The sequence below is a fragment of the Bradyrhizobium sp. BWA-3-5 genome, from assembly GCF_032917985.1.
Lineage (GTDB): Bacteria > Pseudomonadota > Alphaproteobacteria > Rhizobiales > Xanthobacteraceae > Bradyrhizobium.
In genome coordinates, this window is sequence record NZ_CP136626.1 from 1,596,737 (window position 1) to 1,622,833 (window position 26,097).

Here is a 26,097-nt window from a genome sequence, read left to right on the forward strand (position 1 = left end):
ACATCAGGAATCACAATTCCCCCAGCCACAGGAGAGCGTGGCTGCGAATGGTTAACGGGAGGTTAATAAGCACGGAAAAGTTTTGTCAGTGAGATGTCACACCTATAGATATATGTCGTCCAGCAGGCGGATCGAAGCTCGCGCAGCCCCCTCGCAGCCAGTCGTAGGTGAATGAGAAGAAAGCGAATCACGATTCCGCACTCGCTCTTCGAGCTATTGCCGACTGCCGCAAACAAAAAGGCCGGGCGCTTCAGCGCCCGGCCTGTCGCCTGGTGGGTGCGCGCTCTGGTCTCACAACACCCGATTGCTCTCCTTAACCTTCTCTGCATCCAGATACACGCTGCCGCCCATCTCCTTGAACTTTTGTGACATCGCCGCCATCCCATCTTCGATGGTGCCGCTCACCGACATGCCCACTCCAGCCGGATCGTTCAGCGTCGCCGCGTAATCGCGCACGTCCTGTGTGATCTTCATCGAGCAAAATTTTGGACCACACATGGAGCAGAAATGCGCGACCTTGTGGGCTTCCTTCGGCAGCGTCTCGTCGTGGAAGTTCTTGGCCGTGTCCGGATCGAGGCCGAGGTTGAACTGGTCGGTCCAGCGGAAGTCGAAGCGGGCGCGGGAGAGCGCGTCGTCGCGCAGTTGCGCGGCCGGATGCCCCTTGGCGAGATCGGAGGCATGGGCGGCGATCTTGTAGGTGATGACGCCGGTCTTCACGTCGTTGCGGTCGGGCAGGCCGAGATGCTCCTTCGGCGTGACGTAGCAGAGCATGGCGCAGCCGAACCAGCCGATCATGGCGGCGCCGATGCCTGAGGTGATGTGATCGTAGCCCGGCGCGATGTCCGTCGTCAGCGGCCCGAGCGTATAGAACGGGGCTTCGCCGCATTCCCTGAGCTGCTTGTCCATGTTGATCTTGATCTTGTGCATCGGCACGTGGCCGGGGCCTTCGATCATCACCTGGCAGCCCTTGTCCCACGCGATCTTCGTCAGCTCGCCGAGCGTCTCCAGTTCCGCGAACTGCGCGCGGTCGTTGGCATCCGCGATCGAGCCGGGGCGCAGGCCGTCACCGAGCGAGAACGAGACGTCATACTTGCGCATGAGATCGCAGATCTCGTCGAAATGGGTGTACAGGAAGCTCTCCTTGTGATGCGCCAGGCACCACTTCGCCATGATCGAGCCGCCGCGCGACACGATGCCGGTGACGCGGTTTGCGGTGAGGTGAATGTAGGGCAGGCGCACGCCGGCATGGATCGTGAAATAGTCGACGCCCTGTTCGCACTGCTCGATCAGCGTGTCCTTGTAGAGCTCCCAGGTCAGCTTGACGGGATCGCCTTCGCACTTCTCCAGCGCCTGGTAGATCGGAACGGTGCCGATCGGCACCGGCGAGTTGCGCAAAATCCATTCGCGCGTGGTGTGGATGTTGCGGCCCGTGGAGAGATCCATCACAGTGTCCGCGCCCCAGCGGATCGCCCACACCATCTTGTCGACTTCCTCTTCCACGGAGGAAGTAACAGCGGAGTTGCCGATATTGGCGTTGATCTTGGTGAGGAAGTTGCGGCCGATGATCATCGGCTCGAGCTCGGCGTGGTTGATGTTGCAGGGGATGATGGCGCGGCCGCGCGCGATTTCGCTGCGCACGAACTCCGGCGTGATGAAGGCGGGCACCGACGCGCCGAAGCTCTCGCCGTCGGCCAGCGCGGCTTCGGCGCGCTCAAGCTGTGCCTTCCGTCCAAGATTCTCGCGCTCGGCGACGTAGATCATCTCCTTGGTGATGATGCCGGCGCGGGCGAATTCGAGCTGGGTGATCTTGTGGCCATCGAGGCCGCGGATCGGCTTGTGATGCGCGGTGAAGGCTTTTGCGGCGTGCGAGGCGCCGACATTGCCGTTATCCTCCGGCTTGATGGCGCGGCCCTCATATTCCTCGACGCCGCCGCGCTCCTTGACCCAGGCCATGCGGCTACGCGGCAGGCCGGCGTTGACGTCGATGGTGACGCTGGGGTCGGTGTAGGGGCCGGAGGTGTCGTAGACCGGCAAGTTCGGCTCACCGGCGGCTTCGGAGAGGATGATCTCGCGCAAGGGCACGCGCAGATCGGGCGCGGCGTCGGGTGTCGCAAAGATCTTTCGCGAGGAGGCGAGGGGGCCGGTGGTGACGGCGGGGAGCGTGGTGTCGGGATTGGAGCGAATGTTCATGGAATCCTCCTTGTTCTAATTCGTTGGCGTCGGCGGGCGAGAAGCGGTCACCACTGTCATCCCCGCGAAGGCGGGGATCCAGTATTCCAGAGGCGGTGATGGGATACGGAGAGGCCTCGGCGTACTGGATCGCCCGGTCCCAGTGCGCAAGTGCGCACAAGGCCGGGCGATGACGGCGGAATGAATGGCAAAAGGGTTCGAGTAGATCGCATCACGCCGCCTCCGCGCATCGGCCCAGCCACTGCCGCACCCGGGCGTCGGGGTCGGCGTTCTGGGTGACATCGCTGACAACGGCGATGGAATCGGCGCCGGCGGCGTAGATTTCGGCCGACTGCTCGAACTTGATGCCGCCGATCGCAACCAGCGGAATTTCGCCGATGCGCTTCTTCCACTCGGTGATCTTTGCGATGCCTTGCGGGGCGAAGCGCATCGCCTTCAGCGTGGTCGGGAAGATCGGGCCGAGCGCGATGTAATCAGGTTTGGCGGCGAGCGCGGTGGCGAGCTCCTCGTCGTCATGGGTGGAAATGCCGAGGCTCAATCCGGCTTTGCGAATTTCAGCGAGGTCGGCGCCAACGAGGTCTTCCTGGCCGAGATGCAGGTGCTTGGCGCCGGCGACGATTGCCGCGCGCCAGTAATCATTGACCACGAGTTTTGCGTCGGTGCCCTTGATGGCCTCGAGCGCGTCGGTGACGATCTGCAGCGCCCCGGCGTCGTCGAGGTCCTTGGCGCGCAACTGGATGGTGCCGGCGCCGAGCTTGGCTAGCCGCGTCACCCAGGCAACACTGTCGACCACGGGGTAAAATCTATCAGGATACGGCATGCCAGAACGGGGTCCCGATCACAGGGGTTGAGGGCGAGGCGAAGTCGCGGGCTTCCATCAGGCCGGACTCGTAAGCGGTGCGGCCGGCTTCGACGCCGAGGCGGAAGGCCTTGGCCATCGCGACGGGATCGGCGGCTTTGGCCACCGCGGTGTTGAGCAGCACAGCGTCGTAGCCGAGTTCGAGCGCGTGGGCGGCATGCGAGGGCGCCCCCAGGCCGGCGTCGACCACCAGCGTGATATCGGGCAGGCGCTCGCGCATCAGCTTTAGCGCGTCGCGGTTGGTGATGCCCTTTGCACTTCCTATTGGTGCGGCCCACGGCATCACCACCTTGCAGCCTGCATCGACCAGCCGCATCGCAACCGAGAGATCCTCGGTGCAATAGGGGAACACCTCAAAGCCGTCCTTGATCAGGATGGACGCGGCTTCGACCAGGCCGACGACATCAGGCTGCAGCGTGTCGTTGTCGGCGATCACCTCCAGCTTGATCCATGGCGTGGAGAACAGCTCACGCGCCAGCTTGGCCGTCGTCACCGCCTCGCGCACGCTGCGGCAGCCCGCGGTGTTCGGCAGCACGGTGACGCCGAGCTCGCGGATCAGCGACCAGAATGCATCCCCGGTCTTGCCGCCGGCCGCCTCGCGCCGCAGCGATACCGTGACGATGCCAGCCCCCGACGCGCGGATCGCGTTCTGCATGATCGCCGGCGAGGGGTAGAGCGCCGTGCCGATCAAGAGGCGGGAGGAGAAGGTCTTGCCGTAGAAGTTCAGCATTGCGGTTATGTTCCCTTCTCGTCGTCCCAATCACAACTCGTCATCCCCGCGAAGGCGGGGATCCAGTACGCCGGGGCGTTGGAGTTCAAGCCGAGAAGCCGCGGCGTACTGGGTCGCCCGGTCAAGCCGGGCGATGACAGCGGAGTGTGAGGCGCAGGATTGCCCCACGCCGTCGTCCCTGCGAAGGCAGGGACCCATACCGCGTGATTTCTCTTGTGGCACCGTGGCAGACACCGTCCTTCCAAACGAAGGCCGGTGGTTATGGGTCCCCGCTTTCGCGGGGACGACGTATGGAGAGAGGCGGCGCCAGATATCATCCATCACCCCCCCTGCCGCGGCGTGATGATCTCGATCTCGTCGCCGGCCTTCAGCGCCGTCTCGGCCCAGCGGCTTTTCGGCACGACGTCGTAATTCAGCGCGATCGCGAAATGCGTGCCCTCGTAGTCGAGCTCGGTGAGCAGCGCGTCGACGCGCTTCGCAGTGATATCCCGTGCTTCGCCGTTGACAGTCACACGCATCGCATCACCTCATTGTCGATCGCGCCGCGCTCCACGTAGGCGAGCGTCAGTTCGGCTAGCGCCGGTGCCAGCAGGAAGCCGTGGCGGTAAAGGCCATTCACGGCGATCCTGTTCTTGCCAATCGTGATGCGCGGCAAATTATCGGGGAAGGCGGGGCGAAGGCCGGAGCCGAACTCGACGATGCGCGCCTCGGCAAAGGCCGGATGCACGGCATAGGCGGCGCCCAATAGCTCCAGCGCCGAGCGGACGCTAACGCCGGTATCCTCGGCCTCGATCGAGGTCGCGCCCAGCATGAACTTGCCATCGCCGCGCGGGATCACATAGAGCGGCCAGCGCGGATGGATCAGCCGCACCGGGCGCGCCAGCTCGACCTCCGCGGTCTCGATGATGATCATCTCGCCCTTGACGCCGCGCAGCTCGCCTTGCTCGTCACGCGCCGAAAGGCCGCGGCAGTCGATTACGATGCCTTCGAGATCCTCCGCGCGCGTGTCGCAGTCGAACTTGATGGTGCCGCCGGCGGCCTTGATTCGCGCGTGCAGCTCGGGCAGCACCTTGCGCGGCTCGACGTGGGCCTCCTCGGCATAGAACAGGGCGTCACGGAAACGCCCCTCGAGCGAGGGTTCGAGATCGCTCAACGCCCGCGCATCGAGCCGGGTGTGGCCGGTGGTGAGCTTCGCAAAGCGTTCGAAATCGGCGCGGTCGCGGGCGTGCGCGACGACGAGCGAGCCGTTGAACGGGGTTTTGGGAAAATGCGCGCGCCAGAGATCGAGGGAGCGCACCCCCAATCGGCCAATGACCGGCTCGGAAGTCTCGGCTTCGCAATACGGCGCCAGCATGCCGCCGGCCCAATGGCTGGTGGAGAGCGTCATCTCGGCGTCACTGCGCTCGTACAGCGTGACGGCGTGGCCGGCCTCGGCGAACAATAGCGCCTGCCAAGCGCCGGCAATGCCCGCGCCGATGATGGAAACGGGGGAATCCCCCCTCGAGTCTGACTTCTGGTACATCCCTGTCCCTTCGCCGGCATGACCCGGATCAGGTTCAAAGGGTCACCGCGGTCTCAGCTTTCACCCTCTCAAGGCGATTGCCCAAGCGTGCGGTATCTCAGCTCCTCATCGGAGCACCCCTCGGAACAGGGCTAATGTAGGCAGATAGGTCGGCGTGTCAACGCGGGTGGGCGGGGAACTGCACTGCATTCGTGCTCCGGACGCAGCGCGGCGCGCAGCGATGCGCTGCAGAGCCGGGGCCCAGGAGGCCGATAATGGGTCCCGGCTCTGCGGAGCGGCACTTCGCGCCGCACCGCGTCCGGGACATGGGATTAGTTATTTCGCCGTCTGCAGCGCGTTGGCGTCGGCCGGCGCGGCGACGATCTTCGGCGGCGCACCGCTCGCCAGCGCCGGCGCGAGCTGCATCGGCTTATCCTGCAGCTTGTCCTGCCGCTGGCGCTTTGCGGCGTAATAATACCCGCTCGCATAATAACGCATGGCGCGGCCGTGATCGCCATTGGCCGCGCGATAGGCGCCGGCGAGATATTTGATGCCCCAGGCGAGATTGGTGTTGGGGTCACGTAAGCCTGCGGCGTCGCCGGTGTAGCCGAGGCCGCGCGCGGTCGGCAGCTTGATCTGCATCAAGCCGATGGTGCCGCCGCGGCCGACGAGGCCAGCGTGATACTTGCTCTCGCGCACGATCACGCGGTGTACCAGGGCTTCCGGCACATTGTTGGCCTGCGCATGGGTTGCCACCATGCTTTCATATTGCGCGCGGCTTTGAGCGTTTGCGCCGGATGAGACGAACAGCGCGGCGCCGGCGGCGAGCCAGACGAATTTTTCAAAACTTTTCATAAAAACGATCTCGGCGGATGGACGCGTGAACGATAGGTTCCTGCGGTTAGTTCCACCAGCGGGCCAAGATGTGGCAAAAACCGGACGACATCGCGGCGAAGAGCTGCCCTGCGCGGGTGTGTTAACGAATGCCGCGCTGAAATTGTGCGTGCGATGCATCGCGTCGGCAGACGCGAATCTGCGTCATGCGGACGCGCAGGAATGTCGTGCAAAAGTCGCAGTCAAGGTGTAAAGAAGATTTCCGCGACTTAAAGCGTTCATTTTGACAGTAAACCTGTCTCATTCAAAAGCATAGCAAGCAGCGAGACGTCGCAACGACGTTCGAAGTTGACGACGTCCGAGGTCTAGGGAGATGCGTAATGGCTCGACTCGACTCCAGCTATCTGCCTCGCGGCGTTCCCTGTGCACAGTGCGGCAAACCGATTCCAAGACCCGACTGGGTCGAGAGCAGCCAGGGTCGCACGTCGTTCCTGTGGTTCTGCCGCGCCTGCGATTATCGCTTCGAAGCGATCGCGATCTACGAGGAAGCCGATCCCGACGCGCTCGCCGCCTGACGCGATGATCTAAAGCTACGCAAGCGATCAGCCCGACCTGCAAACGACCTGGCCGTGCGCGAGCAGCAGCGCGCGCGTTGGTCGACATTAGAGCTGACACTTTCCTCTGACCGCTTTGCGAAGCTGGCGACCTGCAACGATTCTTCCTGAAAGGGAAGAATGGTTGTCTTATTTCCTATGATGGAACAGGTGACGCAGTGCAGCGTTGGTTCCCATTCACGTGTGGAGGGACCAATGGCAGCAGAGGTCATGGCCAAGCCCCATCCGCTGATCGCGAGCGACCGTGTCGAGGGGACCGCGGTGCGCCGGCCGAACGGGGACATGATTGGCCACATCGAACGGTTGATGATCGATAAGGTCACCGGCAAGGTTTCCTATGCAATCCTGAGTTTTGGCGGGTTTCTCGGCATCGGCGCCAACCTGATTCCGCTGCCGTGGGGACGGCTGCGCTACAGCACGAAGTTTGAGGCGTATGAGCTCGACATCGGCGATGAAGAGCTGAAGCGCGCACCGTCGTTCCGCGCCGACAAGGATTTCGACTGGGGCGATCGCGCAAAGGAAGCCGAACTGCATCGCTATTACGGCATGCCGCCTTACTGGGGCGGCTTCTGACCGCACCGCGGAGCGGGGGTTCCCTGCGGAACTCGCGGAACACTTGTTGAAGTGCCGGGTTTTCTCAATGTGTTTCTGAACTGAGGAGAACCCATATGTTGACCAAATATGCCGTGGCCGGCCTAGCGGCTTCCGCGATGCTGGCGAGTGTCGCGTTCGCGCAAAGTCCGTCGGCGCAAAGCCCGTCGTCGGCCAATACGGATCGCGCCACCACTGCGACAGCGTCCGATACGTCATTCAAGGGTAACTGGCGGACCTCGAAGCTGGTCGGCCTCAACGTGTACAACGACAGCAACGAAAGCCTCGGATCGATCAACGATCTCTTGACCGACAAGAGCGGCAACATCAAAGCCGTGGTGATCGGCGTCGGCGGCTTCCTCGGCGTCGGTGAGCATCTGGTTGCCGTGCCGATGGACAAGGTGAAGTTCGTCGATGAGCCCGTTGCCTATACCGGTGCCTCGACCCAGCCGGCGACCGGCGGCGCACGGCCTGCGACTGGCACGAGCACGACCACGACGGGTGCTGCGACCGCACCGGCGGCGCCTGCCACCAAGAAGAACCCCTGGTATCCGGATCACGCCATGTTCAGTGCGACCAAGGATCAACTGAAGGCGATGCCGGAGTTCAAGTACTCGACGGACTGAGGCTGACCGTCTTCAGGTCGAGCTTTCTCGAAATGGCCGGACGGCATGAGGCCGCCCGGCCTTTCCTTTTGGGGAGGCTGATCCGCGCAATGATGCAGCGCATCCTATCAGCGCGCCGGTCGCGATGTTAGGTTGCGCGCGGCAGGAGCACCTGCCTCCTGCCTTGAACCCTTGCAACCCCTGCATCAACGGGAGGACGACATGGCTGACAGCGTCTACAAGGTTATCGAGGTGATCGGCACCAGCTCGGAATCCTGGGAGAAGGCCGCCGCCGGCGCGGTCAGCCGCGCGGGAGAATCCTTGCGCGATCTGCGCGTCGCGGAGGTCGTCAAGCTCGACCTGCAACTCGACGGCAGCGGCAAGGTCGAAGCCTACCGTGCCAAGCTCAGCCTGTCGTTCAAGTTCGAGGGTTCGTAGCGGCGGTTGGGGTGCGTAGGTAGGTATTCAAGCCGTCATTGCGAGGAGCGAAGCGACGAAGCAATCCACCTTTCCCTGCGGGGATAGATGGATTGCTTCGCTTCGCTCGCAATGACGGCGAGGGAGGAGATGCGCGTCATCAAAGCGCCGGCAGCGCCGTCACGGTGACGTTGATCGCGCCTTCGGCTTCCGCGATCACGCGCAGCGTCTTGGAATCGAAGACAATTCCGGCGAGCTGCAGCCTCGTGATCTCGGCCGAGACGCGCAACCCGTCCTCGTTCTTCTGGAAGTCGGCGATCACGGCGGCGATCTTCTTTTGCGCATTGCTGGCGAACGGCTTGAGGTCGATCGTCGCCTTTTCCGCCAGCGTCTTCTGCAGATGCGGGATCGCCGCGCGCGCGGCGGCCCCCAGCAGCCCGAAGGCGGCTTCGGATTCGACCGCGAGCTCGATGTCGGCCAGCCGCAGCGTCTGCTCGGCCTGATTTAGCACCGGCTTTCCCCAGATATGCACATTGGCCTCGCCGCCGAGGCCGAAGAAACTCTTCTTCTCCTTGGCGCTCACCAGCAGCGAGATCAGGAGGCGGTTACCGGACGCGGCGACGCTGGCGCGCTTGACCGTAACGTCGACCGCGCCCGAGCCGTCCTCGGGAAAGGTCTTTCCGGCGAACTGTGCCTCGACGATCCCGGTGATCTCGGTAAAGGGCATGTCGATCGGCACGCCGATCGCGACCCGTCCCGGCGTCGGCGGCACGATGGCGATGGTGGCGGGAAACGGGCAGGACGGTTTTGTCTCGGCAGGCGTGATCCGGGTTTCCGCCTCGATGCCGAGCGTCAGTATCAGGTTCGCGGCATCGACGCGCGGCTGGACGGCAATCGCCCGCGTCGGACGGAGCTCCAGCCACAGCTTCGGCATCGTCGAGCCTGATGTCGTGCCCTGCAGCGGGATCGAGCGGCAGGCTTTCGCCCATTCCGCCCGCGCATTACGCTCGAATGTCGGATCGTTCTTCATGCGCGCCTGCACGAGCGCGATCTGCTCGGCGACGTTCTGATCGATCAGCGGCTTGACCTGCGCGGGCACGTTGACGCGTGCACCCGCCATCGTGAGGCTGGTATCGCCGAGATTGACCTGGCCGGCGAGGTTCGGCTCGATACGCCAGCTCGTAGCGATCCGCGGTTTTGAGGTAATGACGACGTTGCCCCTGATCTCGGCGCTGGCGTTCAGGTTCTTGATGTTCACGCTGCCGATCTGCTTGGCGACGTTGCCGCCGAGCAGGCCGCCGAGGGCATCGCCAACCGCGCCGGTCGCCTTGGCCGACAGCGATCCGGTGACATTCAGCGTGCCGGTCAGCGGTGTCGTGAGCGACAGCGCATCCTGCGCGCCGGTTGCGCTAATCGGCCCCCGCGCCGCGGTCCAGCCGATGTCGGCGTTCTGCAGGATCTGCGAGATCGGGTTGTCGGCCTTGCCGGCGAAATTGCGCGGCGCGCCGCGATCGGCAGCGTCGCGGATCGCCGACAGCGCAACCGCGATCGGCGCCATCACAGTGGAGGCGCGCGCCGCCGGCGGCAGCGGCGGCAGTTCAGTGAGCGGCGGCGGCCGGTTCGTGGCGCGCGGCGCGACGAAGTCCATCACCTTCAGACTGATACCAAACGAGACGACGAGGACCGCAAGCGCGATCGCGACCGTCTTGAGATGCACCCGCCGACGCATCGTCCCCCCGGACCCCAAATAAAGCCCCGCGATATTTTATACGGGCGGCGAGGCGGGCGCCACTGCACATTGCCGCGCCCACAAATATCGGAAAACGGCCCCGACGAGTCGGAGCCGTTCCTTCATCTTGAACGCTTATGGCTAGCGGATGGTGCGGCCGAGGTCGGCGCGGCGATCGGTCATCGGCAGCACGATCACCTTGGTTCCGACGCTGACCCGCGAATAGAGGTCGATGACGTCTTCATTGGTGAGGCGCAGGCAGCCGGAGGAAACGCGGGTGCCGATGGTCTCCGGCGCGTTGGTGCCGTGGATGCGGTAGATGGTGCCGCCGAGATACATCGCGCGGGCGCCGAGCGGGTTGCCGGGGCCGCCGGTCATGTGGCGCGGCAGATAGGGCTGGCGCGCGATCATCTCCGGGGGCGGGGTCCAATCCGGCCACTCGGCCTTGCGGGTGATGGTCTGCGTGCCCGACCAGGTGAAGCCGTCGCGGCCGATGCCGATGCCGTAGCGCATCGCCTGGCCGTTGCCGAGCACGAGATAGAGGTAGGTGTTCGGCGTATCGATGATGATCGTGCCGGGCGCCTCGCGGCTATAGTAGTTCACGACCTGGCGGCGCAGGCGGGCAGGGAGTTCGAAATGTTCTCCCTCCTCGCGGGGCGCGACGGCGACCGGCGGAGCCGCTTCGAGCTGCGGCTGCGGCAGGAAGAACGGAAACAGCGGCAGCGGGGCTGCCGTAGCGGGTGCGGAATAGGAAGCAGCGCCCATCGCAATGGCACCGAGGGTGGCAACGGCAAAGCGGATCTTCTGTCGAAATGAATTAAACATTGGTCGTCCCCTGTTCTACGCCCAGTCGCGCCAATTCCAGCGCGTCGTTGGGAAAAACCTGTACAGATGAACCGTTTCAGGACATTTGCACGAAATCGCCAAAATGGTTTCGTCGCGTTAGGGAATTGTTTCATTAAGGTTTCGTTGACGGGCGCGGACTGCCGCTCCTCGCGAAAAGGACGACTTGGCAGGCAGCGACGCGGACGCGCGTGTGCCAGGGTGCAATCCGCCCGCCGTCGCGCGGCTTCATGGGCCAATAGGAACGGTTCCTATCAATCAGCGTTGGACTAGTAATCCGGCGTGAGCGAGGCTGCCATGACGAGACTGGTGACCCTACTTGGTGCCGTTGCCCTTTTATTCCTGACCCTGCCTGCCAATCCGGCAACGGCCCAGCACGTCATCACCAATCCAGGCTGGTGCGCCCAGTTCTATCCGAATGCGAATTGCCAGAACTACGGTCCTGGCAATCCCTATACGAGCTACGGCTGGCGGCGGGGATACCGCTCGTATGCCTATGGAGGTTATCCTCACCACTGGGGTCATCGCTACCACCGTCGCCATTGGCATTGACGCCCACCCCCGGCCACCGCGCTGCCAGAAGAACTGATCAGCAGAATCCCGTAGCGACAGCCCCCGTCAAGGAGGATGCCGGTTGCCATCGGGCTACTGGAACTTGGCCGAGCTGCAAACGTTGCATGGTCCTGACAACTATAGCGGAGCTGCACATGAGCCGCGGCATGCCTTCGATGACTGCACTTCTCGGGCTCCTCGCGATTGCGGGATACCAGAACCGAGACAAGCTGGCGGAAATGCTCAAGGGAGCCGGGGGTGGCGGCTCGTCGGGGGCACAGCCAGGTGGTCTGCTTGGTAATTTGGGCGGGATGCTCGGTGGGGCGGGAGTTGGCGGACTGCTGAGCGGGGGCATCAACGAGTTGCTGGAGCGTTTCAACCAAAATGGCCATGGTGAAACGGCTCAGTCCTGGATCAATTCGGGGCCGAACAAAGACATTTCGCCTCCGCAACTCAAGCAAGCCATCGGGCCGGACGTTCTCGAAAGGCTCGAGCAGCAGACCGGACTTTCGCAGGAAGAACTGCTTGCGAGGCTGTCCCGCGAGCTACCGACGGCGGTCGACAAATACACGCCAGACGGACGTTTGCCCGCCGCTTGAGTTGCGGGAGACACTGCTACTAGAAAGGATATTGAAATGAGCATCCTTTGGACGATCATCATCGGCTTCATCGCAGGTGTAATTGCCAAGTTCATCATGCCGGGCGACAACGAGCCGTCAGGCTTCATCCTTACGACCATTCTCGGTGTCGTCGGCGCTTTCGTCGCCACCTATTTAGGCCAAGCTTTGGGCTGGTATCGGCCTGGCGAAGGTGCTGGATTGATCGGTGCGGTGGTGGGCGCCATTATTGTGCTCTTTGTCTATGGACTGTTCGCGGGCCGGCAACGGCGGGTGATCTAGCAACGGGCTATCACTTCGAAGACCATGAGATGTTCATGGTGTCGGAACTCTGCGCCGCTTGTTGCGCTGGAGGCGCTGATCGCTTGGGTGAGTTCGTAGACTTGCGGTGGTGCCGCCACGGGCCAGCCGGCAAAAAGGTTGGCTAGTTTTGAGTTCGTGCTCTTTCGAACGTCGCTCGCCTATCCTGCTTGGGCCTGCCTTTCGCTCACTGCGGTTGTGGTCAAAGGTCGTCGGGAAGACTATTCGCTCCGGCTTGTCTGTTCACCTTGTGGAGAAACGCCCGCGGGAGCCGGTGCGCCCGGATTCTGTGGCGTCGCCTTCCAGGTTCTGTCGGCCAAGTGCAGGAACACAAAGAGGAGTGCGCCCGAAAGGCAGACGATCGCTGTCCAAGCATGCCTCCGGCGAGCATGGCGGGCCCTGGCTGCACCCCAGAAGCGCATCGCAATTGCTTCCCTTCGATTGCCACCCAGCGCCAACGCCGTATCTTGCGGGCTGGTTCCTTCGCACGAGGGCACTGCCCCTCGGAGGCATTGCGAGCCAAGCAGCATTCGATTGAGCGCGAGCGCGCTACTGCGCGACTGCCGGACACTGCTGGCCAAGGCCTCAATGCGGTCGTTGGAAACCGGGAAAAAGTGGCATAAAAATAGGAACCGCCCCCGCCCTTGGTTGTTTGTCCGCGACGATTGCAGTGCACGTCCGAGGGGCAATTCAATGAAAAAGCAAATAACCCCAGCCAACCGGCTAGGTTCGCGAGTAGACCTTTATCTGCTGATGAACGAGGTTTTCGCCCTACGCGACAAGGCGAGGGCAATCGAAGCGAGGTTCGAAGCGGAGAAGCACGGTCGACCTAGTCCATACCGCAAGAAGGAGCCGGCGCGGAGCCGCTCGACGGCGGTGGATACCCGTCGATGAGGGCGCTGTTCGGACCATCTGCTCCAGAACAATTTTCGCGGCTTCTTGCGACCAGGAAATCGGGCGATCCCCAGAAGTTGTGCAGGACAGCCGACATCGATCTCGGCGCCTTGACATACGGCCGGCTAGGCGCCGTCGCTGGCTCACCGGCAGCGACGACCCGCAGCGAGCTTCGACGACCGACAAAGCAGTACACAGCTGTGATTGCCTATGGCGTCGTCGCGTGTGCTGGGATGGCAGCGTGGGTCTATTTTCTCACCCTGGCAGCGGTCAGAACTGCCGAGTGGATCCTTGGTTGATAGATGGCCTCGACTTGCGAATTTGAACAATCACGGAGCCGATTTGAGTAATCCTGCAAGCAGCCCATGCTTCAGGCTAGAAGTATTACGGCGCTGGTTCATTCTCTAGCCGGCACTGAATGCAAGTTAGTCAATTCGGCTATTTACTCAGATTGCGGCCACCAAGCAAAATCCGAGCACGGCACTCATATTCGTCAGCTAACGCTCTAGTCTGCCGGCAGTGGCTCGTGAGTCGTTTCATCGGCGAGTGCACGGCAAAGAGCAGCGTGATCAAGCAAGGCTCTGATCTCTCGGTCCATGCGAAAAAACAAGATTATCAAAGTTTGCAGAACGTTCGACTAAAGTATGTCGGGAAAAATTGGCAACAAAAGTTTAAGCGGTCTGTTGGAAACAGCATCGAGACTTGCGCAAAGGAGGTTGCTGCATGGATCGTTCTCTGTGCGCCCGCGCGACCGAACAGGCGTGGACAATCTATCTGGCTCGGAACAATAAGGTGGCTCCGGCGGACGAGCGCCGCTGCACGCTGGAACGCTTCATACGCGGGCGTTGGCAGGCCGGCGAAGCGGATCTCAATGAGTTGACCTGCGCGGGATTGTCGTTTCTGTCGCGGCTCGACGTTCTACCGGAGCGCTCGTGAGCATCCGGCGGCTCTTCTGGAGATTGTTGCACGAGATCGTGACGCACAGTTCGCAGCCCGACCTTACTCTGGCTGCGTTGTCGTTTTGGATCGCTGGCTGGGTAATTTGCGGGCTGAGAGCGGGGCTGGCGTCCTAGAGCGAGCGCCTCAGATGCTTTTCGCGACCGCCAAACCGTTGGTTCTTGCGACGCCTAGCCTGCCTCTCGGGTCCTCATGGCGCGCTCTACTTCATCAGCAAGTTGATCGAGATGCTGCGCCAGTCGATCGAACATTTCACGCTTGGCTCTGTCGGTTGCCAGGTCCCTGACCAGCGCACATTCGGCTGCGTCCTTCCGCAGCTTCTCGAGATGCTTTTGATAATCTTTCATCGCCGGTGCGCTTTCGTTGTCCAACAAGAAAGTGCCACGGTCCAACAGACAGCGGACTAACAAATGTTAGGCCGGCGACGGAATGCTTCTTGTTAACCTTTCACTTTAACTGAAATAAGCGGAGTACTGAGCACGGCCCCGCCCGGGGCTTGGGGGCATGGTGAGGCGGGCGCCGTGCCGAGCCAACCGATACGCTCACTGAGTCGGCCCGCGGAAATGAAACGGCCTCAGAATGTCCGAAACGTGGCGAGGCGATAAGCCAAGCTCGAACTTCTTGCGCAGCTTGACCCATGGATGAACGCGATACCTTTGACCGACTAACAAATGTCAGGTTCGGACCAGGAGCGTCCGAGAGCACGAGAGCCGCGATTTCGATCTGGCCAGAGCAAGTTCACCAATTACAAACCATGAAAACTTTTCCAAAAATCCGAGGGAAACAACTCGCTCGCCTCCGCGTCGATCAGGCGGGAGGGGAGAATATGATGACCGAGCGAAACCTCAGAGAGCAAGAAGTCCAAATTGCGCGCTACCGGCTTCTCGAACGGGAGGTCACCGACCCCCTGGCCGCAGGTCTGCTACACATCATCATCTTGGAACTTGAGGCTGACCTTCAGGAAAAAATCGGAGAGCTTCTGCGGGAGCCACGGCATCAATAAGCGTGGGTAGACCGCGCCGTCTATCTCGTCACTCAAAGTTCGCGCCCGCTCGCTTCTTCTTTCAACTGCATATTGATCTTTCCGGCAGTGGCGGTGCCCATCCAATGACAGGAATAGCTACCCCACGCGCATCCGCGGCGTGTCGGTCGTCCCGGAGCCGGCGAGCACCGTGCGGCGGTCGGCGACGGCGTGGTGGAATTGCTCGAGCGCGAGGGCAATCACCGACAGGTCGCTTTCCTCGACGGTGCCGTCGTCATAGCATTCGAGGGTTTCGCGCAACATGCCGTCGGCTGCATTCTGCATCCCGGCGAGTTCTTCGGCCGTTTCGGCCTTCCTCACCTTCGCGATCAGCTCCAGCAGATGATCGCGATGGGCGATGTACTGCTCGCGCTCGTCCTTGTTCCAGTAATGCCTGAACCAGGCGCCGGCCGAGCCGAGGCCCGAGAGGATCAGCACCGCGAACCAGATGTAGTCGGTGTATTTTTCCAGGAACGTCCGCTCGTTGCCGTCGATATAGGCAGCGGCGCCCGCATGCGCGGGCAACGCCGCGTCCTTGTCGGTGTCGGGCTTTTCGATCTGCGACGCCGTCGGCATTTCCCGCGCCAGTTGCTGGCGGTTGGTGAAGAGCTGTCGCGCGAGGGCGGCGACCACGGTATCCGACAATGACTTTGGCGCGATGATCAGATGGTTCACCGCCACCGTGTCGACCTTGTCTTCCGGCCGCTGCGGCGAGGAGCCAAAGATGCTGGCGGGAATTTCCTCGGATTCGTAGATCGGGTTCTTCTTCGCGATCGCATCGGCAACCTCGATCGGGAGGAACTTGGGCTCGCCGCGGGCGGTTGCCGTGGCGGCGATCGCATCCACCGTGATCTTGCTCTTGAGCGGGCCGACCGCCATGAAGGCGTCGACCGACTGATCCTTCGCCATCTCGCCGATCTGGTTGGTGGCGAACTGGCTGATCGCGACCTTGTCGGGATTGACGCCGGACTCTTTCAGGATCGCGCGCAAAAGCGTGACATTGGCCTGGGTCCGTCCGATCACGCCGATGCGGTGGCCGGCGAGCTCGTCGAGGGTCTTGATCTTCGGCGCGGGCTGCTTCTTCGAGCCCTTGGCGGAAAGGCCGGAGGGCGCCCACAGCACAACGAGATTCTTGCGCAGGATGGCGACCGACTCGGCATTCGCCGGCAGGTTCAGGTCGCCGCGCGCGACGGCGAGGTCGGCCTTGCCGGCGCTGAACAGGTTGATGCTTTCCTGCGTTCCTTCGGTGGTGACCAGCGACAGCCGCACCGAGCTGCCCTCGCGCGCAAAGGTCTGCGCCATCAGCTGGACCAGCTTCTGGTCCTCGCTGCCCGCCGGGCCGACGGCGATCCGCAGCGTGGTCGGCCGCAGCACGTAATACAGCGTGCCGGCGGCGGCGCCGAACGCGAGCATGCCGGCGGCAAGGATCAGCAGCGCATAGCTCCGCTGCTTTCGCCGGCGGCGCAACCTGGCGGAACTGTCGGTTTGCTCTGACATCTTACTGTCACGTTACACGAAAAGCGTGGAGACGGGTTTAAAAAACAACCTTACAGAACGATGACGTCATACGCCTGAAATATCCATGTCCCAACGTCCGATTTGAGAATCGTTAATCTTGGATTCGGGCCATGAAGATCTTGATTGCGACGGATGCGTGGCATCCGCAGGTGAACGGCGTCGTGCGCACGCTGACCTCGCTCTCGCGCAGCGCCGCGGCGCTCGGCGCCGACATTACCTTCCTTACGCCTGAAGGATTTCCCTCGATGCCGCTACCGACCTATCCGGGGTTGCGCATCGCGTTGCCGACCATGGGCGAAATCGCGCGGCGGATCGAGCAGGCGGCGCCTGATGCGATCCATATTGCGACCGAAGGGCCGATCGGCTGGATGGCGCGCGCCTATTGCCGCCGCCGCAAGCTGGCGTTTACCACGTCCTATACGACGCGCTTTCCCGAATATGTCGCCGTCCGCACCGGCCTTCCCTTGAGCCTCGGCTATGCGGTGATGCGGCACTTTCACGCGGCGTCTTCCACCGTCATGGTCGCGACCGACTCGCTGCGGCAGGAGCTTGCCGCACGCGGCTTCCGCAAGCTCGGTTTCTGGACCCGCGGCGTCGACACAGAGCTGTTCAATCCGTTTAGCCCCGCCACGCTCGATCTGCCGCGGCCGATCTTCATGACCATGGGGCGCATCGCGGTAGAAAAGAATATCGAGGCGTTCCTGTCGCTCGACCTGCCAGGGTCGAAAGTGGTGGTCGGCGACGGGCCGCAGCGGGCGCAGCTCGAAACGCAATATCCCGAAGCGATCTTCCTCGGCGAGAAGAAGGGCGCGGACCTCACAGCGCATCTCGCCGCCGCCGACGTATTCGTATTTCCGAGCCTGACCGACACGTTCGGCGTGGTGCAGCTCGAAGCGCTGGCGTGCGGAACGCCGGTTGCCGCGTTCCCGGTCACCGGCCCGAAGGACGTCATCGCCGACCATCCGATCGGCGCGCTGGATGCCGATCTGCGAGCCGCGTGTCTGCGCGCGCTGGATATGTCACGCGAGGCGTGCCGGAGTTTTGCGCTGGCGCGTTCCTGGGAAAACAGCGCGCGGCAGTTCATCGGCAACCTGACGGCGCTGCCGCCGAGCCGCACGCTGCGACCGGTGCTCGGCGTGCCGGCGACAGGCGCCGCGCAGGGCTGAGTACGAAGATTCAATCGCAACAACCGTGATGTGCGTGAGACGAGAAGGCAGAACCAACCATGGCAGATATCATCAAGCTTGACGGCACCAGGCCGCTCGATTTCGACCGCGAAACGGTCGAGCAGGCCTACGACCGCTGGGCGCCGGTCTACGACCTCGTGTTCGGGGGCGTATTCTCCAAAGGCCGCAAGGCGGCGATTGCGGCGACCAGCAAGATCGGCGGCCGCGTCCTCGAGGTCGGTGTCGGCACCGGCATCTCGCTGCCGCTCTACGCGCCGCATGTGCGCATCTTCGGCACCGACATCTCGGAGGCGATGCTGCAGAAGGCGAAGAAGCGCGTCGACGAACTCGGCCTGAAGAACGTCGAGGGCCTCGCGGTGATGGACGCCGAGAACCTCGAATTTCCAGATGATTCCTTCGACGTGGTGATGGCGCAATATGTCGTCACCGCGGTGCCGAACCCGGAAAAGGCACTCGACGAATTCGCCCGCGTGCTGCGGCCGGGCGGCGAACTCATCATCCTCACCCGCGTCAGCGCCGATGCCGGCATGCGCCGCTTCATCGAGCAGCGGCTGCAGCCGGTGGTCCGTCCGCTCGGCTTTCGCACCGCCGAGTTCGCCTGGTCGCGCTACGCAGAGTGGCTGGCCGGCGCGCGCGGCATGGAGCTGGCGGAGCGCCGCCTGATCCCGCCGCTCGGACATTTCTCGCTGGTGCGTTTTCGCAAAAACGACGTCGCCGCCGCAGCTTGAGGCGCACGAGCTCTCGCTGGCGTCGGCGACATCGCCGCCGCTGCGAACCGTCACATGTCAACTTCATGATGTCACATGCCGGACATCGAATCCCGATAGGCCTCGAGCAGCTCAGAACAAGGGGGTAGAGAATGATCCAGAACTTCCTGCAGGAATTGAAAACCCAGCGCTGGGACGACCACCGCTACTATCACCACAGCCGCATCAACCAGTCGCTGCACTTCGTCAGCGCGCTGAGCTTCCTGTTCGCCTATGTGATGCTGTTCTTCGATCCCGTCGTATCGGCGCTGGTCGGCTGGCTGGTGTCGATGACGACGCGGCAGGCCGGCCACTTCTTTTTCGAGCCGAAGGGCTATGATCACGTCAACCATGCGACCCACGAGCACAAGGAAGAGATCAAGGTCGGCTATAATCTGCAGCGCAAGGTCGTGCTGATGACAATCTGGGCGCTGTCGCCGGTCGTGCTGTATTTCACCCCGACGCTGTTCGGGCTGGTCGAGCCCTGGACCACCACCGCCGACTTTATGCGCCAGGTCGCCAAGGTCTGGCTGGCGGTCGGTATCGGCGGATTGCTGTTCCGCACCGTTCACCTGTTCGTCATCCGCGACGTCGAGACCGGCCTCGTCTGGATGACCAAGGTCCTCACCGATCCCTTCAACGATATGAAGCTGTACTACAAGGCGCCGCTGTACCTGATGAAGGGCGAACTGATCGATCCGGGCCTGGAGAAGCACGTCAAGCCGGCGTGAGTGCCGGGCTTGATCGGGGAACGCCGTCATGGCCGGGCTTGTCCCGGCCATCTACGTCTCCTGCGGCCTTCCTCACGCTGCCTTCTTCGTCATTGCGAGGAGCGAAGCGACGAAGCAATCCATCCATTCCCGTGCGGAGATGTGGATTGCTTCGCTTCGCTCGCAATGATGTCTCACAACTGGTGCTTAAGACGTGGATGGCCGGGACAAGCCCGGCCATGACGATGGACGATGCGGGCTTAGCGCCCAAACCGCTTGGCGAACATCTCTTTCAAAATCCGCCGCTTGATATTCTTGTTGGTCAGAACAGCATCATGCCACCACCAGCCGTCGCGCTTCATCTTCTCGGCGGCCGCGACGAAGCGGTCCGCGACTTCGTTGAAGTCGGCGTCGGTGTAGTTGAGGCTGAAAATGAAACGTCCGGTTCCGACCCAGCTCAGCGCCAGCCCCTCGGCGCGCAGGTAGTATTGCAGCATCCAGTTATAGCGGGACGGTTCGGTATACTGCACCATCCAGATCGTGGAGAGGTTGCTGACGCGCACCGGCAGGTCGCCGCCGGCCAGCCGCTCGTTCAAGGCCCAGGCGCGGCCGTTCCAGGTCTCGTCGAGGCACTGATAGACGGCATTGAAATTCGGGCTGGCGAGGCGGCTCAAAAATTCGTCCATCGCCGTCATCACATAGGGATGCGAATTGAAGGTGCCGCGGGCGAAGCAGACGTCGGCCGGGCGATCGTCGCGGAAGCGCCGCATCAGGTCCTTGCGGCCACACACGACGCCGACGGGCAGGCCGCCGGCCAGGCTCTTGCCGTAGGTCACCATATCGGCACGGACGCCGAAATATTCCTGGGCCCCGCGGGCGGCGAGGCGGAAGCCGACGAAGACTTCGTCGAAGATCAGGACGATGCCGCGCTCGGTACATACCTCGCGCAGCTTTTTCAGCCATTCCGTATAGGCCACACGATCGAACGCGCCCTTGCGCGAACTATCGACCAGCGCGGAATCGCCGGGCGCGTTGGCATTCGGATGCAGCGCCTGCAGGGGATTGACCAGCACGCAGGCAATGTCCTTGCGCGTGCGCAGCACATGCAGCGTGCGCTCGGACATGTCGGCCAGCGTATAGGTCTCGTGCGGCGATACGGGATTGCCGACGCCGGGCTGCACGTCGCCCCACCAGCCGTGATAGGCGCCGGCGAAACGGACCAGATGCGTGCGTTTGGTGTGGTAGCGCGCCAGCCGCACCGCCTGCATCACGGCTTCGGTGCCGGACATGTGGAACGAGACTTCGTCGAGGCCGGAGATTTCGCAGAGCCGCCGCACATTCTCGTTGATGACGGGATGATAGGGGCCGAGCACGGGACCGAGCGCGCGGGCGCGCTTTTCGGCTTCCGTGATGCACTCCTTGTAGAAATCGTTGCCAAAAATGTTGACGCCGTAGGAGCCGGTCAGGTCGTAGAACACATTGCCGTCGACGTCGGTGACGGTGACGCCGCCGGACGATTCCATGAAGGTGCCGGTGCCGAGATTTTCGCGAACCAGCCGGCTGTACTGGAACGGCACCCGGTAGGTCTCGGTGAACTGCAGGTCGGAGATGTGCCCGGCGGCCTCCGCCGTCATCTGCCGGCCCTTGGCGTAGCGCTCTTCGAACAGGCAGGCGAGGCGGAAGAAGGCGTCCTGCCGCTGCATGGCGATGTCAGGGGGAGCGCCGTCGGAGGCGAAGAAGCCGTCGATATCGAACTCGTAATGTGGCACCAGCCGTGCCACCATTTTGGACATTTTGGAATGTCCAGTCAGCGAGCGGTGCTTGGCGCGCGAGAGCGCGAGCCGCGCCTGCAGTTTGGGGAAGACGGCCGCAGCGCTTGCGAGTGCGGCGGCGGACATTGAAAGAATCGGAAGGGACGAATCCATGTCTGAAGCGCTAGCCAATCCTGCTGACAGATTGATGACAATGCGGCGCCTGATTGCCCGCTTTACGCAGCAGGAGAACCTCAATTTCCTGTTGACCAACCGCGTGCCACGCGCGGCGCTGACGCGCTTCATGGGCTGGTTCAGCAAGATCGAGAACCCCCTTGTGCGCAATTGCTCGATCTTGTGCTGGCGGCTGTTTTCCGATCTCGATCTGTCGGAGGCGAAGAAGACCGAATTCAAGAGCCTGCACGATTGCTTTACGCGCGAGCTACGCCCCGGGCTGCGGCCGTTCGACCCCGATCCAAATGTCGTATGCAGCCCGAGCGACGGCATCATCGGCGCGCACGGCCGCATTGCCGATACCGAGCTGTTTCAGATCAAGGGCGCGCCTTATTCGCTGGTCGATCTGCTCGGCGATCCCGCGCTGGTGGACCAACACCGCAACGGCCGCTTCCTGACGCTGCGTCTGACGTCGAGCATGTATCACCGTTTCCACGCGCCCTATGACGCCACGATCAAGAAGGTGACGTTCATCCATGGCGATGTCTGGAACGTCAATCCGATCGCGCTGAAGCGGGTGGAGCGTCTGTTCTGCAAGAACGAACGGGCCGTGCTGCAGGCGCGGCTGACGTCAGGCGAAGCGCTGACGCTGGTGCCGGTCGCCGCCATCCTGGTCGCCAGCATCCGCCTGCATTTCCTCGATGTCACGCTCAATGCGCAGAGCAAGGGACCGGTCGACTTCCCCTGCCTTGCCCGGGTCAAGAAGGGCGATGAGCTCGGCTGGTTCGAGCACGGCTCGACCATCATCGTGCTGGCGCCGGAGAGTTTCGAATTCGCCGACAATGTCGTGGAAGGCGGGCGCATTCGCGCGGGAGAGCCGCTGCTGCGAAAGCCCTGATTCTTTTCTCGATCTGAGAAGCGCTTGTCTCTATATGCTTGCAGCCTTGAAGCAATGCGGGAAGAGCGATGGCGCGAACGACCGTCCTGGCGGCAGGAGGTATTGTGCTGCGACGGGCGGAGCCGCCGCTGGTCGCGGTGGTGCGCCTGCGCAAGCGCAATGAATGGGTGTTGCCCAAGGGCAAGCTCGACAACGGCGAGACGCCGCGCGCCGCGGCGATACGCGAGGTGATGGAAGAGACCGGGCACGACGTTGCCGTGCGCGAATTTCTGGGCACGCTGGTCTATGATGTCAGGGACGGCTCCAAGGTCGTGCATTACTGGCGCATGGAAGCGACGCATGCGCCGACCCGTGAATTGATGCGCGACGTCAAGGCGGTGGACTGGCTGCCGCTCGACAAAGCCGTCGAACGGCTGTCGCGGGGCTACGAGCGCGCGTTCCTGGAGCAGGTCGGGCCGATCGCGATTGCGGCGGCGAATGGAGTGGGGATCGCATTGCCGGAAGCGGCGCAGCCGGTCGTCCGCGAACGCAAGAAAGAGCGCACGGGCTTTCTGCAAAACCTGCTGCGGCTATTCCGCTAACCTCGTGTCCCGGGCGCGATGCAGCGCACAGCGCTGCTTCGCAGAACCGGGACCCACCCCGGTTCGGAGCACGATGGGCCCCGGCTCTGCGTCGCATCACTTCGTGCTGCGCCGCGTCCGAGGCATGAGATACGATTTTCTAGCGCTGGTCCTTTGGCGGCTTGCCGCGTTGTGGCACGGGCGCCGCGCGCCGTGGGGTGGGAGGCACTCCCGGCCGCAAGGCGGGCGCAACTTGAACGGTGGGCGGGCGCTGCAGGCCGGGGACGCCGTAGCGGTTCGGCAATCCCGGCCGCGCCAGCGGCGCGGCGGGCTGCGCCGGCACGCTGGGTTGCTGCGCTTGTCCGGCGCGTGGCGGCAAGCTTGGCTGCGGCGGCAGATCGGTTCGTGACGGCTGTCCAGCACGCGGCGGCAGGCCCGGTTGGCCGGGCGAGCCCGGCCGTTGCTGGCCCTGGCGGTTCGGCGTCGCCGGTTGCTGTTGATCGGACCGGTTCAACTGGCTTGGCGCTTGCGGCTGGCCGGGACGATTGAGCTGGCCGGGCTGCTGTTGACCTTGGTTCTGTACCGGATTCTGTCCTTGCCGGTTCGGCACGGTCGGCAGCGGGGGCTGACCGGGTTGTCCCGGCAGGCCGTTCTGGCGCGGCTGGCCCGGACGGTTCAGCTGACCAGGCGGTTGTCCGCTCCTGTTCTGTCCGGGCAGGGAGTTCTGGCGCGGCGGCTGTCCAGGCTGCAACTGCCGGATCGGCCGGTTCGGATTGACGAAATTGGGATTGGCCCGGCGGAATTCGCGCTGCTGGAATACGACCTGCCGGCCGAGATTCTGCGTCGAGTGAAGCTGGCGCACAAAGCCCTGGTCGCGCAGCATCACCGCCTGCGGGATCGCCAGCGGCACGGCGGCAAAGCGCGCGCCGCCGGCGCCGGGGCGGATGGTAAAGCCGCTCGCGCCCTGGGTTAGAAAGCCGAGCTGGGCGCCGGCGCGGTCGTTGACCTCGATGCGGCCAACCCTGCCGTCGGCGTCAGGATAGAGCTTGACCGCGACGTTGCGCGGATTGTTGGCGGCGGCGCCTTCCGGCACCTCGACGAGGCCGGTGGTGCCGCGGATGCCGAGCGTTGCCGTCGGGGTCGTGATCTTCATGTCGCCGGTCTTGGCGACGGATGCGGCGACGAAGGCCGCGGTGCCCTTGGCGACGTCGAAGATCGCGGCGTTGCTCTTGCCGCCGTCCTCATAGACGTAATTGTCGACGCTGATCCTGGTGTTGGCCTTGAGATTGAAGGTGGTGTTGTCGATGAAAGTGATGCCGAGCGACGCGTTGGCGCCGGTCTGCACGACGTCATTGAGATAGATGTCGTCCTTCACCTTGAGCGAGGTCGCCGTGTCGTTGCGGATCACGCTGGCACTGCCGGTCACGGTCGCGACATTGCCGATCGGCTCCTCCGGCGCCTGCGCGTCGGCGGCAGGCGCCGTTGCATCGGGCGCCGCTGTCGCCGGCGTGACGGGCTGCGCAGGATTGGCCGGTGCCTGCGCCAGTTGCGTCAGTTTGGAAGGGCCTGCGAAAACTTGCCCTGCGCCGACCGGCGTGCCGCAGAACAGCAGCACGAGCGCGAGGCAAAGTTGACGCGACATCGGGGTTTTTCCGGTTACGGAGGGGCGGCAGAGGGCGGGAATCCGATTTCAGCGCCGCAAGCCTGAATGCAAGATGAATACGGCATTTGTTGTCATGCCCAAGACCCCATGACAAAGCGAACATGACAAAACGATCAAGCGCCACGCCCGGGATGTGGGCATGGCGCTTTCTCACCGCGAAAATTGTGCTCAGCCGCGTTTGTGCGGGGTGAGGTTCACCGGCTTGCCGGGCTTTGCCGTGTAGCTGGCAGGCGTTGCGGTCGCCGATGGCACATAGTGGAAGACGGCCTTGCAGCTATCGCTGAGCTGCGCGCGCTTCTGCACCATGCACGCCGTGACGCGCTCGACATCGGGGATTTCCGACGAGCACAGCCGCATCGCATCGCCAGTGGCACATCTGCTCCTGCTCCTGCGAGTAGGCCTGGGCAGCGGCGCTGAGCGCAGCAAGCGCGAAGGTCGTTGCGATCAGCATGGTGCAGGCGCGCACGGTCGAAGCGGTGAAGGCCATTGATTGTCCCCTTATGGATTGTGTCGCGCAGATGATTGCGCTGCGAGTTTCTCGCGCCGGAAGTAGCGAGGGAGAACTACGCAAGGCCGGTTTCGGGATTTTCTCGTCACAAGGGGAAAAGTGTTTCGTCGCGAAGGAGATTTGTTTCACGGTGCATGGTTGCTGAAATATTTATCCTGCGCTGCTGCCGTTCGAGGCCGGCCGTTTTCCCGAACAACGGCGAGATTCAGTTCGCGGTGGCTGGTTTGGCGAGACACAAAAAAGAGGCCCCGTGAAGGTTTTTCACGGGGCCCAAGTCTCGGGAGGAAAGTCTCGGGATGTAGAGGTCTCGGGAGAAACCTCTCGGGAGAAATCGTCAGCTCACGCGCTTCCAGGTCTGGCCGCCGCAGAACATGCCGCCGAAGGCGCAACCCTGGACCTTGAGCGTGTTGGTGCTCTTCAGTGCGATCGTCGAGTCGTAGTTGCGGCCGCTGCTGGGATCGTGAATCCGGCCGGCCCACTTGGTGCCCTGCGGCTTCATGTTGATCAGGATGCGCTCGCCGGTGTTGACGGAATAGCCGCACAGATTGGCGCCGCATTCCTCGATGCGAACGTTGCCCTTGTTGTCCTCGGTCGACCAGACGCCGAGCGGCGAGTTCGGGTCGGACGCGGCGGTAACCGTGGTCGGCTGCGGCGCGGGTGCCGGTGCGGCGGCAACGGGAGCGGGCGGCGCAGGCGGAGCGGGTGCTGCGACGTCGCTTTGCATCGGCGTTGCGGTCGCGACCGTCGATGGAGCGGGCGCGGGTGCCGGAACTGCCGCGGTGGGAGCGGGCGGCTGCGGCGCAGTCGCCTGGACCGGAGCCGGCGCTGGCGCTGTCGGTCTTGCCGGCGCGGTCGCGGCCACATCATCATCGTCCCTGTTCTTCGAACCGATGCCCTTGAGGTCGATATTGCCGATCGAGCCGTTGTAGCCGGGCGCGGTGACCTTGACGCAGGACAGGGCGTTGCAGTTGCGCGGCGCCTCAATGCGGATGCGCTCGCCATTGACCTGGAACGTGATCCCGCCGGCGTGCGCCGAAGTGGTGGCCATCAACAATGCGGCGAGGATGTAGAGCTTGTTCATAGGAGCCTCCCGAGCGGCTTTAGGTGGTTGAAGTTGAGCGGACCCTA

General features: G+C 63.2%; 29 protein-coding genes and 1 riboswitch. Of the genes, 15 read left to right on the forward strand and 14 right to left on the reverse strand.

Going from position 1 to position 26,097, the window contains the following annotated elements; genetic code table 11:
- Positions 1-291: 291 nt before the first annotated feature.
- The 6 genes from thiC to RX331_RS07795 all read right to left on the reverse strand — a co-directional run bounded on the left by thiC (position 292) and on the right by RX331_RS07795 (position 6,135).
- Complete coding sequence (thiC, locus tag RX331_RS07770; RefSeq protein ID WP_317256020.1) at positions 292-2,190, reverse strand: phosphomethylpyrimidine synthase ThiC; 1,899 nt, start codon at positions 2,188-2,190, stop codon at positions 292-294.
- A gap of 211 nt (positions 2,191-2,401) precedes the next feature.
- Positions 2,402-3,010, reverse strand: coding sequence for a thiamine phosphate synthase (locus RX331_RS07775; RefSeq protein ID WP_317256021.1), 609 nt, complete (start codon positions 3,008-3,010; stop codon positions 2,402-2,404).
- Positions 2,997-3,779, reverse strand: coding sequence for a thiazole synthase (locus RX331_RS07780; RefSeq protein ID WP_317256022.1), 783 nt, complete (start codon positions 3,777-3,779; stop codon positions 2,997-2,999). The genes RX331_RS07775 and RX331_RS07780 overlap by 14 nt, the downstream gene beginning before the upstream one ends.
- Before the next feature lie 320 nt (positions 3,780-4,099).
- The gene (gene thiS, locus RX331_RS07785; protein ID WP_317256023.1) at positions 4,100-4,297 is read right to left on the reverse strand and encodes a sulfur carrier protein ThiS; all 198 of its coding nucleotides are present in this window, start codon (positions 4,295-4,297) and stop codon (positions 4,100-4,102) included.
- Positions 4,288-5,301, reverse strand: coding sequence for an FAD-dependent oxidoreductase (locus RX331_RS07790; protein ID WP_317256024.1), 1,014 nt, complete (start codon positions 5,299-5,301; stop codon positions 4,288-4,290). The genes thiS and RX331_RS07790 overlap by 10 nt, the downstream gene beginning before the upstream one ends.
- A riboswitch (TPP riboswitch) is annotated at positions 5,289-5,432 on the reverse strand. Its footprint overlaps the gene before it by 13 nt.
- A gap of 184 nt (positions 5,433-5,616) precedes the next feature.
- On the reverse strand, positions 5,617-6,135 hold the full coding sequence (locus tag RX331_RS07795) for a transglycosylase SLT domain-containing protein (RefSeq protein ID WP_317256025.1): 519 nt from the start codon (positions 6,133-6,135) through the stop codon (positions 5,617-5,619).
- A 359-nt stretch (positions 6,136-6,494) separates the two neighbouring features.
- Between RX331_RS07795 and RX331_RS07800 the strand changes: the two genes are divergently transcribed.
- From RX331_RS07800 to RX331_RS07815, 4 genes are all read left to right on the forward strand, one after another.
- Complete coding sequence (locus RX331_RS07800; RefSeq protein WP_317256026.1) at positions 6,495-6,689, forward strand: hypothetical protein; 195 nt, start codon at positions 6,495-6,497, stop codon at positions 6,687-6,689.
- 234 nt (positions 6,690-6,923) lie between these two features.
- Positions 6,924-7,301, forward strand: coding sequence for a PRC-barrel domain-containing protein (locus RX331_RS07805; RefSeq protein ID WP_283032588.1), 378 nt, complete (start codon positions 6,924-6,926; stop codon positions 7,299-7,301).
- Between the two features lie 95 nt (positions 7,302-7,396).
- Complete coding sequence (locus RX331_RS07810; protein WP_317256027.1) at positions 7,397-7,945, forward strand: PRC-barrel domain-containing protein; 549 nt, start codon at positions 7,397-7,399, stop codon at positions 7,943-7,945.
- Between the two features lie 201 nt (positions 7,946-8,146).
- Positions 8,147-8,362 carry a dodecin family protein gene (locus tag RX331_RS07815; protein ID WP_283032590.1) on the forward strand — a complete coding sequence of 72 codons (216 nt, stop codon included), beginning with the start codon at positions 8,147-8,149 and terminating at the stop codon, positions 8,360-8,362.
- Between the two features lie 139 nt (positions 8,363-8,501).
- Here RX331_RS07815 and RX331_RS07820 read toward each other — a convergent pair whose 3' ends face one another.
- Together RX331_RS07820 and RX331_RS07825 are read right to left on the reverse strand one after the other, a co-directional pair.
- Positions 8,502-10,070 (reverse strand): DUF4403 family protein, encoded by a 1,569-nt coding sequence (locus RX331_RS07820; protein WP_317256028.1) that lies wholly within the window; start codon positions 10,068-10,070, stop codon positions 8,502-8,504.
- 141 nt (positions 10,071-10,211) lie between these two features.
- A complete protein-coding gene (locus RX331_RS07825) occupies positions 10,212-10,895 on the reverse strand; it encodes a L,D-transpeptidase (RefSeq protein WP_317256029.1) in 684 nt (227 codons plus the stop codon).
- A gap of 315 nt (positions 10,896-11,210) precedes the next feature.
- On the opposite strand from RX331_RS07825, the gene RX331_RS07830 reads away from it, so the two are divergent.
- The 4 genes from RX331_RS07830 (at position 11,211) to RX331_RS07845 (ending at position 14,212) form a co-directional block, all read left to right on the forward strand.
- Positions 11,211-11,465 carry a hypothetical protein gene (locus RX331_RS07830; RefSeq protein ID WP_317256030.1) on the forward strand — a complete coding sequence of 85 codons (255 nt, stop codon included), beginning with the start codon at positions 11,211-11,213 and terminating at the stop codon, positions 11,463-11,465.
- 155 nt (positions 11,466-11,620) lie between these two features.
- Positions 11,621-12,064, forward strand: a complete 444-nt coding sequence (locus RX331_RS07835) for a YidB family protein (protein WP_317256031.1) — start codon at positions 11,621-11,623, stop codon at positions 12,062-12,064.
- A 36-nt stretch (positions 12,065-12,100) separates the two neighbouring features.
- Positions 12,101-12,364: a GlsB/YeaQ/YmgE family stress response membrane protein gene (locus RX331_RS07840; protein ID WP_317256032.1), complete on the forward strand. Its 264-nt coding sequence runs from the start codon at positions 12,101-12,103 to the stop codon at positions 12,362-12,364.
- Positions 12,365-13,999: 1,635 nt separating this feature from the next.
- Positions 14,000-14,212: a hypothetical protein gene (locus RX331_RS07845; RefSeq protein WP_317256033.1), complete on the forward strand. Its 213-nt coding sequence runs from the start codon at positions 14,000-14,002 to the stop codon at positions 14,210-14,212.
- Between the two features lie 191 nt (positions 14,213-14,403).
- Here RX331_RS07845 and RX331_RS07850 read toward each other — a convergent pair whose 3' ends face one another.
- Positions 14,404-14,604, reverse strand: a complete 201-nt coding sequence (locus tag RX331_RS07850) for a hypothetical protein (RefSeq protein WP_317258388.1) — start codon at positions 14,602-14,604, stop codon at positions 14,404-14,406.
- Positions 14,605-15,062: 458 nt separating this feature from the next.
- Here RX331_RS07850 and RX331_RS07855 point away from each other — a divergent pair, with 458 nt between their 5' ends.
- Positions 15,063-15,236, forward strand: coding sequence for a hypothetical protein (locus tag RX331_RS07855; RefSeq protein ID WP_317256034.1), 174 nt, complete (start codon positions 15,063-15,065; stop codon positions 15,234-15,236).
- A 117-nt stretch (positions 15,237-15,353) separates the two neighbouring features.
- Here RX331_RS07855 and RX331_RS07860 read toward each other — a convergent pair whose 3' ends face one another.
- Positions 15,354-16,751 carry a TAXI family TRAP transporter solute-binding subunit gene (locus RX331_RS07860; RefSeq protein ID WP_317256035.1) on the reverse strand — a complete coding sequence of 466 codons (1,398 nt, stop codon included), beginning with the start codon at positions 16,749-16,751 and terminating at the stop codon, positions 15,354-15,356.
- Between the two features lie 131 nt (positions 16,752-16,882).
- On the opposite strand from RX331_RS07860, the gene RX331_RS07865 reads away from it, so the two are divergent.
- The 3 genes from RX331_RS07865 to RX331_RS07875 all read left to right on the forward strand — a co-directional run bounded on the left by RX331_RS07865 (position 16,883) and on the right by RX331_RS07875 (position 19,436).
- The gene (locus RX331_RS07865; RefSeq protein WP_317256036.1) at positions 16,883-17,938 is read left to right on the forward strand and encodes a glycosyltransferase family 1 protein; all 1,056 of its coding nucleotides are present in this window, start codon (positions 16,883-16,885) and stop codon (positions 17,936-17,938) included.
- Positions 17,939-17,997: 59 nt separating this feature from the next.
- Positions 17,998-18,687: a class I SAM-dependent methyltransferase gene (locus RX331_RS07870; protein ID WP_317256037.1), complete on the forward strand. Its 690-nt coding sequence runs from the start codon at positions 17,998-18,000 to the stop codon at positions 18,685-18,687.
- 131 nt (positions 18,688-18,818) lie between these two features.
- Complete coding sequence (locus RX331_RS07875) at positions 18,819-19,436, forward strand: hypothetical protein (protein WP_317256038.1); 618 nt, start codon at positions 18,819-18,821, stop codon at positions 19,434-19,436.
- A gap of 239 nt (positions 19,437-19,675) precedes the next feature.
- On the opposite strand, the gene RX331_RS07880 is transcribed toward RX331_RS07875, so the two are convergent.
- Positions 19,676-21,340 (reverse strand): aminotransferase class III-fold pyridoxal phosphate-dependent enzyme, encoded by a 1,665-nt coding sequence (locus tag RX331_RS07880; protein WP_317256039.1) that lies wholly within the window; start codon positions 21,338-21,340, stop codon positions 19,676-19,678.
- 34 nt (positions 21,341-21,374) lie between these two features.
- Here RX331_RS07880 and asd point away from each other — a divergent pair, with 34 nt between their 5' ends.
- Positions 21,375-22,238, forward strand: a complete 864-nt coding sequence (gene asd / locus RX331_RS07885) for an archaetidylserine decarboxylase (RefSeq protein WP_317258056.1) — start codon at positions 21,375-21,377, stop codon at positions 22,236-22,238.
- Positions 22,239-22,306: 68 nt separating this feature from the next.
- Positions 22,307-22,819 carry an NUDIX hydrolase gene (locus RX331_RS07890; RefSeq protein WP_317256040.1) on the forward strand — a complete coding sequence of 171 codons (513 nt, stop codon included), beginning with the start codon at positions 22,307-22,309 and terminating at the stop codon, positions 22,817-22,819.
- Positions 22,820-22,958: 139 nt separating this feature from the next.
- Here RX331_RS07890 and RX331_RS07895 read toward each other — a convergent pair whose 3' ends face one another.
- Positions 22,959-24,440, reverse strand: a complete 1,482-nt coding sequence (locus RX331_RS07895; RefSeq protein WP_317256041.1) for a FecR domain-containing protein — start codon at positions 24,438-24,440, stop codon at positions 22,959-22,961.
- A gap of 189 nt (positions 24,441-24,629) precedes the next feature.
- Entirely contained in the window at positions 24,630-24,818 is a 189-nt protein-coding gene (locus tag RX331_RS07900; protein WP_317256042.1) for a hypothetical protein, read from the reverse strand.
- A 92-nt stretch (positions 24,819-24,910) separates the two neighbouring features.
- On the opposite strand from RX331_RS07900, the gene RX331_RS07905 reads away from it, so the two are divergent.
- On the forward strand, positions 24,911-25,114 hold the full coding sequence (locus tag RX331_RS07905) for a hypothetical protein (RefSeq protein ID WP_317256043.1): 204 nt from the start codon (positions 24,911-24,913) through the stop codon (positions 25,112-25,114).
- 189 nt (positions 25,115-25,303) lie between these two features.
- Here the strand turns inward: RX331_RS07905 and RX331_RS07910 are convergent, their stop codons facing one another.
- Positions 25,304-26,050: a DUF2147 domain-containing protein gene (locus RX331_RS07910; RefSeq protein WP_317256044.1), complete on the reverse strand. Its 747-nt coding sequence runs from the start codon at positions 26,048-26,050 to the stop codon at positions 25,304-25,306.
- Positions 26,051-26,097 lie beyond the last annotated feature (47 nt).

Bases quoted from the DNA above. Each gene is read 5' to 3' on its own strand.
- RX331_RS07790 (WP_317256024.1), bottom strand. From the start codon at position 5,301: ATGTACCAGAAGTCAGACTCGAGGGGGGATTCCCCCGTTTCCATCATC.
- asd (WP_317258056.1), top strand. From the start codon at position 21,375: ATGACAATGCGGCGCCTGATTGCCCGCTTTACGCAGCAGGAGAACCTC.
- RX331_RS07780 (WP_317256022.1), bottom strand. From the start codon at position 3,779: ATGCTGAACTTCTACGGCAAGACCTTCTCCTCCCGCCTCTTGATCGGC.
- RX331_RS07815 (WP_283032590.1), top strand. From the start codon at position 8,147: ATGGCTGACAGCGTCTACAAGGTTATCGAGGTGATCGGCACCAGCTCG.
- RX331_RS07810 (WP_317256027.1), top strand. From the start codon at position 7,397: ATGTTGACCAAATATGCCGTGGCCGGCCTAGCGGCTTCCGCGATGCTG.
- RX331_RS07865 (WP_317256036.1), top strand. From the start codon at position 16,883: ATGAAGATCTTGATTGCGACGGATGCGTGGCATCCGCAGGTGAACGGC.
- RX331_RS07840 (WP_317256032.1), top strand. From the start codon at position 12,101: ATGAGCATCCTTTGGACGATCATCATCGGCTTCATCGCAGGTGTAATT.
- RX331_RS07900 (WP_317256042.1), bottom strand. From the start codon at position 24,818: ATGCGGCTGTGCTCGTCGGAAATCCCCGATGTCGAGCGCGTCACGGCG.
- RX331_RS07835 (WP_317256031.1), top strand. From the start codon at position 11,621: ATGAGCCGCGGCATGCCTTCGATGACTGCACTTCTCGGGCTCCTCGCG.
- RX331_RS07905 (WP_317256043.1), top strand. From the start codon at position 24,911: ATGGTGCAGGCGCGCACGGTCGAAGCGGTGAAGGCCATTGATTGTCCC.
- RX331_RS07795 (WP_317256025.1), bottom strand. From the start codon at position 6,135: ATGAAAAGTTTTGAAAAATTCGTCTGGCTCGCCGCCGGCGCCGCGCTG.
- RX331_RS07880 (WP_317256039.1), bottom strand. From the start codon at position 21,340: ATGGATTCGTCCCTTCCGATTCTTTCAATGTCCGCCGCCGCACTCGCA.
- thiC (WP_317256020.1), bottom strand. From the start codon at position 2,190: ATGAACATTCGCTCCAATCCCGACACCACGCTCCCCGCCGTCACCACC.
- RX331_RS07890 (WP_317256040.1), top strand. From the start codon at position 22,307: ATGGCGCGAACGACCGTCCTGGCGGCAGGAGGTATTGTGCTGCGACGG.
- thiS (WP_317256023.1), bottom strand. From the start codon at position 4,297: ATGCGTGTGACTGTCAACGGCGAAGCACGGGATATCACTGCGAAGCGC.
- RX331_RS07775 (WP_317256021.1), bottom strand. From the start codon at position 3,010: ATGCCGTATCCTGATAGATTTTACCCCGTGGTCGACAGTGTTGCCTGG.
- RX331_RS07845 (WP_317256033.1), top strand. From the start codon at position 14,000: ATGGATCGTTCTCTGTGCGCCCGCGCGACCGAACAGGCGTGGACAATC.
- RX331_RS07820 (WP_317256028.1), bottom strand. From the start codon at position 10,070: ATGCGTCGGCGGGTGCATCTCAAGACGGTCGCGATCGCGCTTGCGGTC.
- RX331_RS07895 (WP_317256041.1), bottom strand. From the start codon at position 24,440: ATGTCGCGTCAACTTTGCCTCGCGCTCGTGCTGCTGTTCTGCGGCACG.
- RX331_RS07875 (WP_317256038.1), top strand. From the start codon at position 18,819: ATGATCCAGAACTTCCTGCAGGAATTGAAAACCCAGCGCTGGGACGAC.
- RX331_RS07830 (WP_317256030.1), top strand. From the start codon at position 11,211: ATGACGAGACTGGTGACCCTACTTGGTGCCGTTGCCCTTTTATTCCTG.
- RX331_RS07800 (WP_317256026.1), top strand. From the start codon at position 6,495: ATGGCTCGACTCGACTCCAGCTATCTGCCTCGCGGCGTTCCCTGTGCA.
- RX331_RS07825 (WP_317256029.1), bottom strand. From the start codon at position 10,895: ATGTTTAATTCATTTCGACAGAAGATCCGCTTTGCCGTTGCCACCCTC.
- RX331_RS07870 (WP_317256037.1), top strand. From the start codon at position 17,998: ATGGCAGATATCATCAAGCTTGACGGCACCAGGCCGCTCGATTTCGAC.
- RX331_RS07910 (WP_317256044.1), bottom strand. From the start codon at position 26,050: ATGAACAAGCTCTACATCCTCGCCGCATTGTTGATGGCCACCACTTCG.
- RX331_RS07860 (WP_317256035.1), bottom strand. From the start codon at position 16,751: ATGTCAGAGCAAACCGACAGTTCCGCCAGGTTGCGCCGCCGGCGAAAG.
- RX331_RS07855 (WP_317256034.1), top strand. From the start codon at position 15,063: ATGACCGAGCGAAACCTCAGAGAGCAAGAAGTCCAAATTGCGCGCTAC.
- RX331_RS07805 (WP_283032588.1), top strand. From the start codon at position 6,924: ATGGCAGCAGAGGTCATGGCCAAGCCCCATCCGCTGATCGCGAGCGAC.